This window comes from Dermatobacter hominis (assembly GCF_020715685.1).
Taxonomy (GTDB): domain Bacteria; phylum Actinomycetota; class Acidimicrobiia; order Acidimicrobiales; family Microtrichaceae; genus Dermatobacter; species Dermatobacter hominis.
Genome location: NZ_CP085840.1, coordinates 68345 through 83442 on the forward strand (window position 1 = coordinate 68345; position 15098 = coordinate 83442).

Here is a 15098-nt window from a genome sequence, read left to right on the forward strand (position 1 = left end):
ACGGGCGCTGGCGGCAAGGACAACGATCTGCGCTTTCCTGCCACGGGTCTCCTGCCACGGCGCGCCTGCCAGGGCGCGCCTCGGGAGCCGGTCGGGCCGGCGAGCCGTCGGGGTACGGTCCCGCCCATGGACATCCGGCTCGACGGCAAGGTGGCACTGGTGACGGGCGCTTCGAGGGGGATCGGGAAGGCGATCGCCGCCCGGTTCGCCGAGGCCGGGGCCTCGGTGATGCTGTCGTCCCGCAAGGAGGACGCGCTGGTCGAGGCGCGGCGGTCGATCCGCCCCGACGGCGACGCCCGGCTCGAGGTGTTCGCGGCCAACGCGGGGGACCCCGACGCCGCTGCGGCGTGCGTGGGCGCCACCGTCGAGCGGCTCGGCGGCCTGGACATCCTGGTCAACAACGCGGCCACGAACCCCTACATGGGTCGGATGATCGACATCGACCTGCCGCGACTCGACAAGACCTACGACGTGAACCTGCGGGGCGCCTTCGTCTGGGTCCAGGAGGCCTACCGGCAGGCGATGGAGGAGCGGGGCGGCAACGTCCTCAACATCTCGTCGATCGGCGGCCTGAGCGTCGAGACGTCGATCGGCCACTACAACGTGACCAAGGCCGCGCTGATCCACCTGACGAGGTCCCTCGCCAAGGAGCTCGCCCCCGGCATCCGCGTGAACGCCATCTGCCCCGGGCTCGTGAAGACCGACATGGCCAAGGCGCTCTGGGAGCGCGACGAGGAGGCCATCGCCCAGCACGTCCCGCTGCACCGGCTGGGCGAGCCGGAGGACATCGCCGACGCCGCGCTGTTCCTCGCGAGCGACGCCTCGAGCTGGATCACCGGCACGACGCTGGTGGTCGACGGCGGGATGCTGCTCTGAGACCGCCTTGGCTGGAACCTGCCCGCGACCCGGGTGGTCAGTCCGGGACGGCGCCCACCCAGAACGTCCAGCGCCGGGTGGTGAGGTAGCCGAGCGACTCGTACACCGACCGCCCGTGGTCGCTCGCCACCAGCACGGCGGGGACCGACAGGTCCATCTCGGTGGCGGCCCACGTCAGCGCCCGGCCGACGCCACGCCCGCGCTCGGACTCCCTCGTCGCGACGAACTCGATCTCGACGATGCCGTGGCCGGCGTGCCCGGCGGAGACCCCGACCGGGCGGCCGTCCCGGTACGCCGTCCAGAACCGCGTGCGGCCGCCCAGGATGCCGGCGGGGAACAGCGTCAGCGGCGGTTCGACCTCGGCGCCGGGGGTCGGGTACGCCTCGATCAGCGTGCGCTCCCACTCGGCCAGTCCGTCGGCGTCGACCACCTCGACGAGCTCGATGCCGTCGGGGAGCGGGTGCTGCGCCGCCGCAGGGCCCGGCGGTCGGATCATGAGCGGGGGGTGCCCGTCGTCGACGAGGCCCGCCGCGCTCAGGTCGATGCCCGACCACGGCGAGATGAGGGCGATCGGCGCGCCGGCGGGGAGGGCGGCGCGGAGCCGGTCCGCGACCTCCTCACCCGAGCGGTCCGGCCGGCGCACGATGCCGAGGTTCCCCCAGAACGTCCTGGTCGAGAACACCGGGACGGTCACGGTGTCGTCGTCGACGATCGGCACACCGCCGGCGCGGGCGAAGGACGCGATGCGCTCGCCCCAGCAGCGCAGGAAGTCCGACTCGATGCTGTCGCCGGGCGGTGTCGTCGGCGCCCAGCCGGTCTCCAGCTCCTCGGCCATCGTCGCCCCTTCCCTGGTGGACGACGACCATGCTGCCGCACGGGGGAGCCGCCGCGCCGGGTGGAGGACGGCGCGCGACGGGTGCTGCGATGGCGCGGTTGGGGGACGCCGGGCGGCGCGGTCAGGGGCGGGCGTTCGACGCCAGCACCAGCCGCGTGCCGAGCACGTCGTCGGCGTCGACCACCCAGCGGTTCTCCGCCACCTCCCGGGCGCCGGGGACCAGGCGGGGCTCGTCGAAGTTGAAGAACAAATGGCGCAGGCGACCGGGCCGGTCGCCGATCCACTCGGCGATCGCGGCGTGGGCGCCCTCGAGCAGGCGGAGCCGGCCGGGTCCGTCCCACCCGAGCTCGACCCAGTGGTTGCCGTCGACGGCGGCACCCGACGACATCACGCGCCCGCCGAGCAGGTCGCGGAACAGGCCGAGCGCGCCCTCGATGTCGGCGACCGCGTGGACGACGCGGCCGAGCGACGCCACCGGGTGGTCGTAGGTCATCTCGGGGAAGCCCTCGGGCTCGGGCGGCGGCGACAGCGGGTCGGTGCCCACCTGCGCGAGCTGGACGACGATGCCGTGCGCCTCGTTCGGGCGGAGGAACGCCTCGGACCACGCCGGGTCGGAGCGGTCCTCGCCGACGGGATCGAACCCGGCGGCCCGCACGGCGGCGAGCGCGTCGTCGAGGTCGGCCACCTTGAACGTGAGGTGGTGCGGCCCCGGCCCGCTCCGGTCGAGGAAGCGGGTGAGGAAGTCGGCCTTGTCGGTCTCCTCGGGGTGCAGGCCCTCGACGATGAAGCCGTTGGCGAAGCGCAGCTGCGTCCAGCCGAAGCCGGGGTTGATGCCGCGGTCGAGGTAGGTGCCGCCGAGGACGTCGGCGAAGACGGGCCACGGGTCGGTCAGGCGCCGGACCGCGATCGCGACGTGGTCGAAGCTGATCGAGCCCGCGACGGCCCCGCCCGCGCCGCCTCGTCCGGAGGCCTCGTTCGGTTCGGGGGGTCGATCGGTGGGCATCAGCTGGGTCCCGCCTTTCCTGTGCCCTGATCGTCGGTGGAGGTGCCGGCGAGCTGGTGCCTCGCGATTTTGCCCAACGACGTGCGTGGGAGCACGTCCGTCAGCTCGAGCTCCTTCGGAGCGGCCGCGACGGGCAGGTGTCGACGCACCAGGTCGCGGAGCGCCGGGAGCGTCGGCGGGGCGGCCGGATCGGCGGGCACGACGACCGCGACGACCCGCTGGCCCCACTCGGCGTCGGGGCGGCCGACGACGGCGACGTCGGCCACGCCGGGGTCCGTGCGGAGGAGGTCCTCGACCGGCGCCGGCCACACGTTCGTCCCCCCGGAGATGATCAGGTCGTCGGCGCGCCCCCGGACCGACAGCCGGTCGTCGGGGCCCAGCGAGCCGAGGTCGCCGGTGCGGTACCAGCCGTCCGCGGCCAGCGCGTCGGTCCCGTCGGGGTCCGGTGCGCCGTCGGGCCCGTGCCGGTAGGCCCGCAGCAGCGACGGGGCGCGGAGCTCGATCGGTCCCTCTCCCTGGTCGGGTCCCGCACCGATGCGGACCTCGACGTCGTCGAGCGCGACGCCGTCGTAGACGACGCCGCCGAACGTCTCGGTCATGCCGTAGGTGGCGATCGAGTGGGACGGCCGGTCGGCGGGGATGGCGCTGCCCCCGAGCAGGATCACGCGCCAGCGCGACGGGTCCACCCGGCGGAGCAGCGTCGTCACCAGCGACACGTGGGTCGCGCCGCGGCGGGCCGCATCGTCGATGCGAGCCGCGTCGGCGCCCTCGTGCACCTCGAGCCCCGCGCCGCCGAGCAGCGCCCGCGTCACCACCGAGAACCCGCCGACGTGCGCGAGCGGCAGGCAGGCCAGCCAGCGGGCCGGCGCGCCCGCGTCGGCCCCGATCGCCGCGAGGTGCGCGTCGCAGCCGGCGGCGGTGATCCTCGCCGCGGCGGCCACGCCCCGGTGCGTGTGGACCGCCCCCTTGGGCGCGCCCGTCGTGCCCGACGAGGCGATCACGACTGCGTCACCGTCCCGCACCGGGACCCCCTCGGGCAGCGATCGGCGCTCGCCGTCGGCCTCGACGACCGCGCCCGGCGCCAGCGCCGACAGCACCCGCTCGGTGTGGGCCCGGGGTGCCCGCGGGTCGAGCGGCAGCACCGCGTCGCCCGCATCCCAGGCCCGGCGGAGGGCGTCGACGAAGCCGTCGCCGCCCAGCGCGAGCGCGACGAGCTCAGCCACGACCCACGACCGCGGTGGTGAGCGCCCGGCCCGGCCGACGACGGTCGTCCCCGCCGGGGCCGACCCCGGTCCGCTCCCGTCCTGTGCTCACGTGGTCGAACGGTAGCGTCGCAGCCCGATGGATCCCCTCGCCGCCGTCGACCTCGCCGCCGAGGCGGCCGACGTGGCGATGGCCGGCGCGTCGCTCGTGCTGGCGCTGCTCGGGCTCTGGCTGGTGGTCGCCGTGCTGCTCTCGGCGATCCGCACGGTCGTGGTGCCTCGGGGCGAGCGGCCGGTGCTCACGTCGATCGTGTTCCTCACGGTCCGGCGGGTGATGGATCCGTGGCTGCGGCGCTGCACGCCGGCCCGGCGCGAGCGCCTGCTCCGCCGGTACGCACCCCTGTCGCTGGTCGCGCTCGCTGGTTCGTGGGGGCTGCTCGTGATCGTCGGCTTCACGCCGGTGCACTGGGCGATGGGCGAGCTCAACTGGATCGACGCGATCCAGGTGTCGGGCTCGTCGCTGACGACCCTCGGCTTCATCTCCGCCGAGCCCACGCCGGCCCGGCTCGTCGAGGTGGTCGAGGCCTTCATCGGCCTCGGGCTGGTCGGGCTCCTCATCTCGTTCCTGCCGGCGATCTACGCGGCGTACTCCCAGCGGGAGCAGCTGGTGGCCCAGATGGCGAGCCGGGCCGGCGAGCCGCCCAGCGTCGGCACCTTCCTCGCCCGCATGCAGCGGATCCGTGGCCTCATCAAGCTGGACGACACGTGGGAGGCGTGGGAGGGCTGGTTCGCCGCGATCGAGGAGACCCACACGTCGTACCCCGCCCTCGTGTACTTCCGCTCGGGCGACGACCGCTCGTGGCTCACCGCCGCCGGGTGCCTGCTCGACTCCGGCTCGGTGTACCTCGCCGCGGTCGACGTCCCGCGCAGCTCCGCCGCCGCCCTCTGCCTGCGCTCCGGGTTCCTCTGCCTCCGCGAGGTCGCGGACCAGTTCCTCATCCCGTACGACCCCGATCCTGCCCCCGACGACCCGATCTCGATCACGCGGGCCGAGTTCGACGCGTGCTGGGACGAGCTCGCGGAGGCCGGCCTGCCGATGGTGGCCGACCGGGACCAGGCGTGGCGCGACTTCGCCGGCTGGCGCGTCAACTACGACACCGTGCTGCTGTCCCTGTGCGCGCTCGTCGAACCGCCGCCGGCGCCGTGGTCGTCGGACCGGGTCCACCCGGTCCCGCGCCACCCGATCCGCCAGGCCCGGGCGCTGCGCCGCGCCGCCCGGTCCACATGACCGCCGCCGACCACGGCGTGATCGAGATCCGTCCCGGTGCGCCGGCCCGGGCCCTCTCGGTCCTCGCACCGGTCGTCGCCATCGGGCTCGTGTCGTGGCGGGCGGTCCGCGACGGCCTGGGCTCGGGACCCGACGACCCGGTCCCGCCCTGGATCGTCGCGGTGCTGACCGTGCTGTTCGGGTGCTGGCTGGGCTGGCGTGCGCTGACCCAGTGGACCGAGCTCCGGCCGCACGACCTCCGCTGCCGCAACCTCGTGACGTCGTTCGCTGTCGACTGGGACCGCGTCGAGTCGCTCGTCGTGCTCCGGCGCGGCCCGGTGACCGCGATCGACGTGCGCATCCGCTCGCACCGCCGGCGGCTGCGCATCGGGGCGGCCACGCGGTTCAGCGGTCACGCGGCGGACGCCGTGCTCGACATGTTCCGCGCCCACCCCGAGGCACGGCGGCTGGTCCTCGACGACGAGTGGGAGCCCGACGTCCACGACGAGGATCCCGGCGGCGGACCCGCGGCCCCGTAGCATCGGCGCGCCATGTCTGGATCGAACGCTCCCGCCGCCGGCCCGCCCACTCGACCGCCGCTGCCGACGAACTGGCGCAAGTGGATCCTCGGCGCCCGGCCTCGGACGCTGCCCGCCGCCGTCGCCCCGGTCCTCGTCGGGACCGCCGCCGCGGCCGGTGTGTGCGCCAACCCGACAGGCATCGACGGGGTCACCAGTTGCCTCGCCGTCGGGCGGGCCGTGTGGGACCGCAGCGGACTGCTCCACAACTACGCCCCGAACAGCGGCGTCGCGTTCTCACCGGAGCTCGACGGCTCCGCCAAGGGCCTCACCTGGTGGGTGTTCCTGTGCGCCCTGGGCGTGGCGCTGTTCGTCCAGATCGCGACCAACTACGCGAACGACTACAGCGACGGGAAGCGGGGCACCGACGACCCGGGAGCGCGGGTCGGGCCGCCCCGGCTCGTGGGCAACGGGCTGGCCACGCCGGGCGAGGTCAAGCGGGCGATGCTCGTCGCCTTCGGGCTCACGGCGCTGTGCGGGCTGCCGCTCGTGCTGTTCGTCGACTGGCGGCTCGTGTTCGTCGGCCTCGCCGCCATCGCCGCCGGTTGGTTCTACACGGGCGGGTCGCGGCCGTACGGCTACGCCGGGTTCGGCGAGGTGTTCGTCTTCGTCTTCTTCGGGCTCGTCGCCACGGTCGGCTCCTACTACGTCCAGACGTTGCAGATCGATTGGCTGCCGGTCGTGGCCGGCGCGGCGATGGGCTGCCTCGCCACCGCACTGCTGGTCGTGAACAACCTGCGCGACATCCCCGGCGACACCGAGGTCGGGAAGCGGACCCTGGCCGTCCGCCTCGGCGACAGGAACACCCGTGGCCTCTACGTGGTGCTCGTCGTGATCCCGTTCGTGCTGCTGCCGTTCATGGCGGGGCTGGGGGAGCGGCCGCTCGCCGCGATCGCGTTCGTGGCGCTGGTCCTCGCCCGACGACCGGTCGTCGCCGTGCTGAGCGGCGCGAAGGGCCCGCAGCTGATCGCAGTGCTGGGCGACACGGGGAAGGTCCAGATGGTCTACGGCCTGCTCGTCGCGATCGGGTTCCTCGTCGGCGGCTGACCCGACGGACCCGGCCCGGGTCGGCCGGCACAGCGGGTCAGGCGTACCAGCGGGGGGCGGGGTCGAGCTGGCGCGCCGCGGTGAGCGGGACCAGCCGGTCGCAGAACGGGAGCATGGCCTGGGCGACCGCATCGGGCTGCTCGAGGTGGGCGGCGTGGCCCGCGTCGGTCACGACGGCGACCTCGGCTGCGGGCAGCGCCCGCCCCAGCTCCTCGGCCAGCGCCGTGAACTTCGGGTCCCGCTCGCCGCTCAGGCACAGCACGGGCACGGTGATCTCGTCGAGGCGGTCCCACAGGGGCGCCATCGAGCCCGTCCCGGCGTGGCGCAGGCTGCCGGCCAGCCCGGCCGCGGTGTTCCGCCGCCGCTCCTCCGCGAAGCGGGCCCACTCGGGCAGGCCGGCGAAGAGCGGGCCGGCCAGCCACTCGTCGAGGAAGCGGTCGACGCCCACGGCCTCGACGTGGTCCGCCAGCTCGCGGTCCCTCGCGGCCCGCTCGGCGCGCTCGGCGTCGTCGCGGATGCCGGCCGTCGCTCCGACCAGCACCAGGCCCGACACCACCTCGGGATGCGCGAGGGCGACGTGCAGGGCGACCCGGCCGCCGAAGGAGTAGCCGAACCACACCGAGGGGCCGTCGAGCGTGGGGCCGATGGCGGTGGCCAGGTGCGAGGCCGTGGCCCAGAGGTCCTTCCCGGCCAGCCGGGTGGCGTCGCCGTGGCCCGGCAGATCGGGCCGGAGGACCGAGTGGGTGGGCGCGAGCGCGTCGGCGACGGGGCCGAGGCAGCCGCCCGTCTGGGTGAAGCCGTGGAGCATGACGACCGAGGAGCGGGGCGTTCCATTCGGGTCGGGCACGGTGCTCACCGTAGGCTGGCCCGTCGCCGTCGTCCGCCCGCGACCACCCCGGTGGCCGTGGGCGGGCACCGCCCCGACGGCGCCCGCAAGGACCCATGACCGAACGAGCCTTCCCGACCGAACCGCCCGCGGCCGGTGCCCCCACTGCGCCGGGTGCTCCGGACGCCGCCCCGGACGCGCCGCCCGCCGATCCCGCCGACGTCGCCGCGACCTACTGCGCCACGCTCGTCGACGAGTGGCGCCGCCTCGGCCTGACCGACGCCGTCGTGTCGCCCGGCTCGCGGTCGACCCCGCTCGCCGTGGCCATCGCGGAGCAGCCCGGCCTGCGGGTCCACGTCGTCCACGACGAGCGCTCCGCCGCCTTCACCGCCCTCGGGCTGGGCATCGCCTCCGGTCGCCCCGCCGTGCTCCTGTGCACCAGCGGCACCGCCGCGGCCAACTTCCACCCCGCCGTGGTGGAGGCGCACCAGGCGGCCGTGCCGGTGCTGGTCGTGACGGCGGACCGGCCGCCCGAGCTGCAGGGCGTCGGCGCGCCGCAGACGATCGACCAGCGCGACCTGTACGGCTCGGCCGTCCGCTGGTACTGCGAGCCCGGCCCCGCCGCCGCCGAGGGCTCGGCGTGGTGGCGCGACCTGGCCCGGGACTCCTGGGTCCGCACGCTCGGCACCACGCCGGGGCCCGTCCACCTGGACCTCGCCTTCCGCGAACCGCTCCTCGGCACGCCCGGACCGCTCCCTCCGGCGCGCGAGCCGCTGCCCGCGCCGACGCCCGGGGCGTCCTGGGGGGTCGTCGACGAGGAGCTGGGCCGGCTCGTGGGCGCCCTGTCGGGCCGTCGCGGCATGGTCGTCGCCGGCGCCCGCGCCGCGGTCGACGAGCCCGACGCCGAGGCGGTGCTCGGACTCGCCGAGCGGCTCGGGTGGCCGGTCCTCGCCGATGCCCCGTCGGGCTGCCGGCGCGGGCACCCGTCGGTCGTGACCACCGCCGACCTGCTGCTGCGCCACGGCCCGTTCGCCGACGCCCACCGGCCCGAGTTCGTGCTCCGCCTGGGCGGCCTGCACGCCTCGCGGGTGCTGAACGAGTGGCTGGCGCGGTCGGGCGCGGTCCAGGTCGGCGTCGACCGCTTCGGTCTCGTCCCCGACCCCGACCACCTGCTCGCCCGTGCGCTGCCGGCCGACCCGGCCGAGGTCTGCCGCCAGCTCGGCGCCGGCACCGCGGCCCCGGCGCCCGAGGCGTGGACCACGGCGTGGCGAGCGGCCGAGACCACCGCCCGGGGCGCGCTCGACGAGGTGCTCGGCGCCGGCGGCACGGCGTCCGAGCCGGCGACGGCGCTCGACGCGCTCGCCGCCGTCCCGCCCGGCGGCGTGCTCGTGACGTCCTCGTCGATGCCCGTGCGCGACCTCGAGTGGTTCGCCCCGGCCTGCGACGACGTCCGGGTCGTCGCCAACCGCGGCGCGAACGGCATCGACGGCGTCACCTCCACCGCCGTCGGCGTGGCGCTGACCTGGACGCCCACCGTGCTGCTCACCGGCGACATCGCCTTCCTGCACGACTCCAGCGCCCTCATCGGGCTGGCCCGGCGGGGCGTCAACCTGGCGATCGTCGTCGTCGACAACGACGGCGGCGGCATCTTCAGCTTCCTGCCCCAGGCCGAGCGCCTGGCCGAGGAGCGGTTCGAGCAGCTCTTCGGCACGCCGCACGGCATCGACGTGGTGGCGGTCGCGGAGGCGCACGGCGTGCCGGCCGAGCGGGTCACGAGCCGGGCCGGCCTCCAGGCCGCGCTGAGCGGCGCCGCCATGCGGGGCGGTCCCCGGGTGATCGCCGTGCGGTCCGACCGGACCGAGAACGTGGCCGTGCACCGGCGCCTCCAGGACGCCGTGGCCGCCGCCCTCGCCCGCGCCGCCGGGACGGCGGACGAGGGCCCCGCCCAGGTGGAACGGGCGGACGGCAGCGGTAACGTCGAGTCCTGATGAGCACCTCGGGAGGGAAGCCGGGCGGCGAGCACCCCGACGACGCAGTCGTCGACGCGACCGGTGCCGTCGAGTTCGACGGGCCGCCGATCGTCGAGATCGTGGAGGCGATCAAGCGCGAGGGGGCGCCGATCCCGCGTCGCGTCGGCCAGAGCGTGGTCGGCGAGGACCGCGTGCTCGGCTGGGCCGAGTTCGGCCACCCCGACGGCGACCCGGTCCTGTGGTTCCACGGCACGCCCGGCGCCCGCACCCAGGTGCCGCCCAGCATCCACCAGGCCGCCCTGCAGCGGGGCTTCCGGATCATCACCGTCGAGCGACCCGGCACCGGCGTGTCGACCGACCACCGCTACGAGCGCATCCTCGACTTCGCGCCCGACATCGAGGTGCTCGCCGACGACCTCGGGCTCGACCGCTTCGCCGTCGTCGGGCTCTCCGGCGGAGGGCCCTACACCCTCGCCGTCGCCCACCACATGCCCGAGCGGGTCGTCGTGGCGACGCTGCTCGGCGGCATGGGCCCGACCCGGGGCCCCGACGCCGTGTGGTCCTACACCCGCGTCATGCGCTTCGTCGCGCCGGCGTTCGAGGTGCTGCGCACGCCGGTCGGCTCGGTGCTCGCCTTCGTCATCGACGTGCTCACCCCCGTCGCCGATCCGGTGTTCAACGCCTACGTCGCGCTGCTGGGGTTCGCCGACAAGCCCGTGCTCCGCGATCCGCAGTTCCGCGCGATGTTCCTCCAGGACATCCTCGGGGCCCACGAGATCCGCTCCGTCGCCCACGACATGGCGCTGTTCAGCCGCCACTGGGGCTTCACGCTCGACCAGGTCCAGGCGCCGGTCATCGTGTGGCAGGGCCTGAACGACACGATCGTCCCGCCGAGCCACGGGCACCACCAGGCGGCCCGCCTGCCCCGCGGCGAGCTGCGCGTCCGCCCGGGCGAGGGCCACTTCGCCGGCTTCGCCGACGTGACCACGGTGCTCGACCGCCTGCGCGACGCGTGGGCCGACGAGACGAGCACCCCCGTCGGGGCCGCCGACCTCTGACGCCGAGGCGTCCCCAGGTCAGGGGTGGCCCCGTGCTCAGACGCGGGTGAGGGCGCTGAGCACGGCCTGGGCCTTGGCCCGGGTCTCCTCGAGCTCGGCCTCCGGGTCGGACTCGGCGACCACGCCGACGCCGGCGAAGAGCCGCGCCTCGGCCCCGTCGAGCTGGACGCCGCGGATGCCGACGCCGAACACGCCGTTGCCCGCTGCGTCGACCCACCCGACCGGTCCGGCGTAGCGGCCCCGGTCGACGCCCTCGAGCTCGGCCTGCAGCGCGAGCGCCTCGGCCCGGGGCCAGCCGCCGACGGCCGGCGTCGGGTGGAGCGCGGCGACGAGCTCGAGCACCGACGGCTCGGGCTGCGACAGCCGGCCCTCGACCAGCGAGGCGAGGTGCTGGACCGGCCCGGCGGCGACGATCGACGGCTCGGGCTCGGCGTCGAGGTACGAGCACCAGGGCAGCAGCGTGTCGTGGACCATGTCGATGGTGATCTGGTGCTCGACCCGGTTCTTGTGGCTGCCGAGCAGCTCGCCCGCCCGGCGGGCGTCCGCGTCGGGGTCACCGGTGCGCGGCAGGGTCCCGGCCATGGGGTGCGCGCGCACGACGTCGCCGATGCGCGACACGAGCAGCTCGGGCGTGGCGCCCACGAAGCCGTCGACCGAGTAGGCGAACGACGCCGGCGCGGCCCTGCGCATCCGCCGCAGCAGCGTCGGCGCGTCGAACGGCCCGTCGCCGGTCACCGTGATCTCCCGGGCCAGCACGACCTTGGTGAGCGCGCCCTGCCGGATGTGCTGGACGGCGCGGACGACGCCGTGCACCCACTGCCCGACGCGCCCGCCCTCGACGACGACGGTCCCGGGCTGGCGGTGCGGCGCCACGTCGTCGCCGATCAGCTCGTGGGTCGGGATGCCGGGGCCCTCGATCCGCGTGGTCCAGCGGTCGCCGTCGGACGTGCGGCCGTGGAGGAACGCCGGGACGACGAGCGTCGCGGCGGACCGGCGGTCGTAGGGGAGCGCGCCGAACGCGACCGGACCTCGACCGGGCGCCTGCGGACCCTCGTGCGCGATGGCCTCGAGCGCCTTGGCGACCACGCCGACGTGGTCCGGCCACGGCGCCGGCACCTCGATCCGGAGCGCCTCGCCGGTGCCCCAGAGGCTGCGACGGGGCGACGAGAACGCGACAGCGGCCACGCCCGGCGGCGGCAGCTCGTCGACCGGATCGCCCGGTTCGGTACGGGCGGTCGGCATCAGCCCAGCACCCGGGTCGCGGTGATCAGCTGCGCGATCCCGCCCGACAGGAGCGACCGGTCGACGTCGCGGAACCCGCAGCGCTCGACCATCGAGACGAGCTCGGGCGGCTCGGGCAGGTAGGCCACCGAGCGGGGCAGGTACGAGTACGCCTGCCCGTCCGACAGCAGCCCGCCGATGACCGGCACGACCTTGCCGAAGTAGATGCCGTGGCCCCAGCGCATGATCGGGTTGGGCGGTTCGGCGACCTCGAGCAGGGCCATCCGCCCGCCGGGCCGGATCACCCTCCCGAGCTCGGCGATCGTCGCCTCGAGGTCGGTGAAGTTGCGCAGCGCGAACCCGCAGGTGGCACCGTCGACCGACCCGTCGGCGAAGGGCAGCGCCACGCCGTCGGCCTGCACGCGGGAGAACGGCACCGGCGCAGCCGCCAGCATCCCGAAGCTGAGGTCGGCGCCCACCGGCACGAGGCCGCGCAACGCCATCTCGGCCGACAGGTCACCGGTCCCGCTGGCCAGGTCCACGACCGTCGCCCCGGGCGCCAGCCCGAGCAGGTCGACGGTGCGGCGGCGCCAGCCCACATCCATCCGGAACGTCATGATCCGGTTCACCAGGTCGTAGCGGGGGGCGATCGTGTCGAACAGCGCCTGGACCGACGCCGTCTTGTCGGCACCGGTCGGCAGCGGCTCGTCGGCCCGGGGGATGAGCGCAGCGCGATCGGGGGCGGGGCCGGCGTCGGAGGTGGGGGAGGCCATCGCTCGCAGGCTACGACCCCGGCAGCAGCCCCCGGGAGACGAGGGCGAGCCGGGCCGCGGCGGCGCCGGTGAACAGCTCCGCGTCCCAGCCCACGGCCCTCGCGCCGGCCACGTTCGCCGGCGAGTCGTCGAAGAACAGCGCCTGCTCCGGCCGGAAGCCGAACCGCGCCTCGCAACGTCGGAAGATCTCGGGCTCGGGCTTGCAGACCCGCTCCTCCCCGGAGATCACCACGCCCTCGAGCCGACCGACCGCCGAGAAGTCGTCGGCGATCCCCGTGAACGACACGGCGGACCAGTTCGACAGCCCGACGCAGCGGACGCCGCGGTCGACCAGCTCGTCGATGAGCGCCGCGACCTCGCCGTCCTGCGGGCCGAGCGAGTGGCGGAAGTGCTCGACGTAGCGCTCGACCACCCAGCCGTGACCCGGATGGCGCTCCTCGACGATCGCCCGCACCTCCTCGACCGCGTGGCCGCGGTCGAGGTGCACGTTCGTCTCGAGGTCGAACACCTCGGCGGCCAACCGCTCGACCTCGTCCTCGTCGTCGATGAAGCGGGCGAGCGCACCTCGCCGCTCCCACGGGATGACCACGTTGCCGAGGTCCCAGACGACGACCCGGTCGCCGCGAGCGCTCATCCCTGGTTGGCCCCCTCGACCGACCCGGCGACCGCCTGGTCTCCGTCACCAGCGACCGCCTGGTCGCGTGCCCAGCGGTAGTCGGCCTTGCCCGACGGCGAGCGCTGCAGCACGTCGCGGCGGACGATCGCCTTCGGCAGCTTGTACCGCGCGATGTGGCGCCCGGCCTCCTCGAGCAGCTCCTCGTCGTCCACCTCGGCGCCGTCGGCCAGCGCGACCACGGCGACGACCTCGTTGCCCCAGCGGTCCGACGGGCGCCCGGCGACGACGCAGTCGCGCACGGCGGGGTGGTGGAGGAGGGCCTGCTCGACCTCCTCGGCGAAGATCTTCTCGCCGCCCGAGTTGATCGTGACCGAGTCGCGCCCGAACAGCTCGAGCCGACCCTCGGCGGTGAGGCGGGCACGGTCGCCCGGCACGGCGTAGCGGACGCCGTCGATGACGGGGAAGGTCCGGGCCGTCTTGTCGGCGTCGCCGAGGTAGCCGAGCGGCACGCGACCGGCCTGGCCGAGCCAGCCCATCTCGTCGTGGCCGGCCTCGAGCACCGACGACAGGTCGTCGGACAGGATGCACATGCCCGGCCCCGGCGTGAAGTCCCCGGTCGACGCCTCCTGGCCGGCTGCGGTGAGCTGCGTGCCCTGCTGGCCGGTCTCCGACGCGCCGAGCCCGTCCATCACGATGATCGACGGCATCGCCGCCAGCATCCGCGACTTCACGCCCGGCGACAGCGCGGCCCCGCCCGACGCGATCGCCAGCACCGAGCTGAGGTCGGGGGTCCCGGCCTCGACCGCCGCCTCGATCCCGTCGACGAGCGGCCGGCCGAACGCGTCGCCCACGATCAGCACCACGTTGACGCCCTCGGCCGAGATCGTCGCCAGCAGGTCGTCGACGTCGAGCCGATCGGTCACCGACGGCAGCACGATCGTGTTGGCGTTGGTGAAGAAGTTGAAGGCGACCCAGTGCGCGGCGCCGTGCATGAACGGCGGACCGGGGAGCAGCTTGGCGCCGCCGGCCGCGGCGTTCTCGGCGATCTGCCCGTAGGACGACCACTCCTGCTGGTCGGCGTTGCGGCGACCGCCCATGGCGGCCACGAAGATGTCGCCCTGGCGCCACATGACGCCCTTGGGCATGCCGGTCGTGCCGCCCGTGTAGAGGATGTAGAGGTCGTCGGGCGACCACGACGACACGAGCTCGTCGGGCAGCGTGGTCGGCTGCTCGGCCAGCGCGTCCTCGAGCCACACGGCGCCCGGGAGCAGGTCGTTGCCCGACGCGTCGGGGACCTGGAACAGCACCTCGAGGTCGTCGAGCCGGTCGCGGACCTCGGCCAGCGTCGGCGCGAAGGCCGAGTGGTAGACGATCGCCCGGGCGCCCGAGTCGCGCAGCAGGTACTCGAGCTCCTCCGCGACGTAGCGGTAGTTGACGTTGAACGGCACGGTGCGGGCCTTGTAGGCGCCGAGCATGCCCTCGACGTACTCGGGGCAGTTGTGCAGGTAGAGCGCGACGTGGTCCTGGCCGGACTCGTGCGAGTCCAGACGGCTGCGCTCGACGACCCGGCCCAGGCCCCGGGCCCGCAGCGCGCCGGCGAGCCGGCGCGTCCGGTCGCCGACGTCGCGGTAGGTCCGACGGTCGACGGAGCCGTCGGCGCGATACGCCACGATGCAGTCGCGGTCGGGCACCGCCGCCTCGACCGCCTCGTGCACGGCCGCAAGGTTGAACTCCGTCGCGGTGGGGGCGCTGTGCCCCGCCTGGTCGTCCACTCGTACCCCCCGGTGTCGATCCGGCGCCGATCGTACGGTGGGTCGGGGCGCCCG

14 protein-coding genes are annotated in these 15098 nt (G+C 75.1%); 6 read left to right on the plus strand and 8 right to left on the minus strand.

Annotation, left to right across the window (positions count from 1 at the left end; genetic code table 11):
* Positions 1 to 126 precede the first annotated feature (126 nt).
* Positions 127 to 876 carry an SDR family oxidoreductase gene (locus LH044_RS00335; protein ID WP_227757805.1) on the plus strand — a complete coding sequence of 250 codons (750 nt, stop codon included), beginning with the start codon at positions 127 to 129 and terminating at the stop codon, positions 874 to 876.
* A gap of 37 nt (positions 877 to 913) precedes the next feature.
* Here LH044_RS00335 and LH044_RS00340 read toward each other — a convergent pair whose 3' ends face one another.
* The 3 genes from LH044_RS00340 to LH044_RS00350 form a co-directional block, all read right to left on the minus strand.
* Positions 914 to 1711, minus strand: a complete 798-nt coding sequence (locus LH044_RS00340) for a GNAT family N-acetyltransferase (protein WP_227757806.1) — start codon at positions 1709 to 1711, stop codon at positions 914 to 916.
* A 121-nt stretch (positions 1712 to 1832) separates the two neighbouring features.
* On the minus strand, positions 1833 to 2714 hold the full coding sequence (locus LH044_RS00345) for a VOC family protein (RefSeq protein WP_227757807.1): 882 nt from the start codon (positions 2712 to 2714) through the stop codon (positions 1833 to 1835).
* Positions 2714 to 3937 carry a class I adenylate-forming enzyme family protein gene (locus LH044_RS00350; protein WP_227757808.1) on the minus strand — a complete coding sequence of 408 codons (1224 nt, stop codon included), beginning with the start codon at positions 3935 to 3937 and terminating at the stop codon, positions 2714 to 2716. The genes LH044_RS00345 and LH044_RS00350 overlap by 1 nt, the downstream gene beginning before the upstream one ends.
* A 118-nt stretch (positions 3938 to 4055) precedes the next feature.
* On the opposite strand from LH044_RS00350, the gene LH044_RS00355 reads away from it, so the two are divergent.
* From LH044_RS00355 to LH044_RS00365, 3 genes are read left to right on the plus strand one after another with little or no spacing between them, the layout of a single operon-like run.
* Positions 4056 to 5204: a potassium channel family protein gene (locus tag LH044_RS00355; protein WP_227757809.1), complete on the plus strand. Its 1149-nt coding sequence runs from the start codon at positions 4056 to 4058 to the stop codon at positions 5202 to 5204.
* The gene (locus LH044_RS00360) at positions 5201 to 5722 is read left to right on the plus strand and encodes a hypothetical protein (RefSeq protein ID WP_227757810.1); all 522 of its coding nucleotides are present in this window, start codon (positions 5201 to 5203) and stop codon (positions 5720 to 5722) included. The genes LH044_RS00355 and LH044_RS00360 overlap by 4 nt, the downstream gene beginning before the upstream one ends.
* Before the next feature lie 12 nt (positions 5723 to 5734).
* Positions 5735 to 6808 (plus strand): 1,4-dihydroxy-2-naphthoate polyprenyltransferase, encoded by a 1074-nt coding sequence (locus LH044_RS00365; RefSeq protein ID WP_227757811.1) that lies wholly within the window; start codon positions 5735 to 5737, stop codon positions 6806 to 6808.
* Between the two features lie 37 nt (positions 6809 to 6845).
* Here LH044_RS00365 and LH044_RS00370 read toward each other — a convergent pair whose 3' ends face one another.
* The gene (locus LH044_RS00370) at positions 6846 to 7655 is read right to left on the minus strand and encodes an alpha/beta fold hydrolase (protein ID WP_227757812.1); all 810 of its coding nucleotides are present in this window, start codon (positions 7653 to 7655) and stop codon (positions 6846 to 6848) included.
* 95 nt (positions 7656 to 7750) lie between these two features.
* Here LH044_RS00370 and menD point away from each other — a divergent pair, with 95 nt between their 5' ends.
* Both menD and LH044_RS00380 read left to right on the plus strand, forming a co-directional pair.
* The gene (menD, locus tag LH044_RS00375) at positions 7751 to 9622 is read left to right on the plus strand and encodes a 2-succinyl-5-enolpyruvyl-6-hydroxy-3-cyclohexene-1-carboxylic-acid synthase (protein ID WP_227757813.1); all 1872 of its coding nucleotides are present in this window, start codon (positions 7751 to 7753) and stop codon (positions 9620 to 9622) included.
* The gene (locus LH044_RS00380; protein ID WP_227757814.1) at positions 9622 to 10662 is read left to right on the plus strand and encodes an alpha/beta fold hydrolase; all 1041 of its coding nucleotides are present in this window, start codon (positions 9622 to 9624) and stop codon (positions 10660 to 10662) included. Before menD ends, LH044_RS00380 begins: the two co-directional genes overlap by 1 nt.
* Positions 10663 to 10698: 36 nt before the next feature.
* On the opposite strand, the gene LH044_RS00385 is transcribed toward LH044_RS00380, so the two are convergent.
* From LH044_RS00385 to LH044_RS00400, 4 genes are read right to left on the minus strand one after another with little or no spacing between them, the layout of a single operon-like run.
* Entirely contained in the window at positions 10699 to 11904 is a 1206-nt protein-coding gene (locus LH044_RS00385) for an isochorismate synthase (protein ID WP_227757815.1), read from the minus strand.
* On the minus strand, positions 11904 to 12656 hold the full coding sequence (locus tag LH044_RS00390; protein WP_227757816.1) for a ubiquinone/menaquinone biosynthesis methyltransferase: 753 nt from the start codon (positions 12654 to 12656) through the stop codon (positions 11904 to 11906). Before LH044_RS00390 ends, LH044_RS00385 begins: the two co-directional genes overlap by 1 nt.
* A gap of 10 nt (positions 12657 to 12666) precedes the next feature.
* Positions 12667 to 13290 (minus strand): HAD family hydrolase, encoded by a 624-nt coding sequence (locus LH044_RS00395; RefSeq protein WP_227757817.1) that lies wholly within the window; start codon positions 13288 to 13290, stop codon positions 12667 to 12669.
* Positions 13287 to 15044, minus strand: a complete 1758-nt coding sequence (locus tag LH044_RS00400; RefSeq protein ID WP_227757818.1) for an acyl-CoA synthetase — start codon at positions 15042 to 15044, stop codon at positions 13287 to 13289. Before LH044_RS00400 ends, LH044_RS00395 begins: the two co-directional genes overlap by 4 nt.
* Positions 15045 to 15098 lie beyond the last annotated feature (54 nt).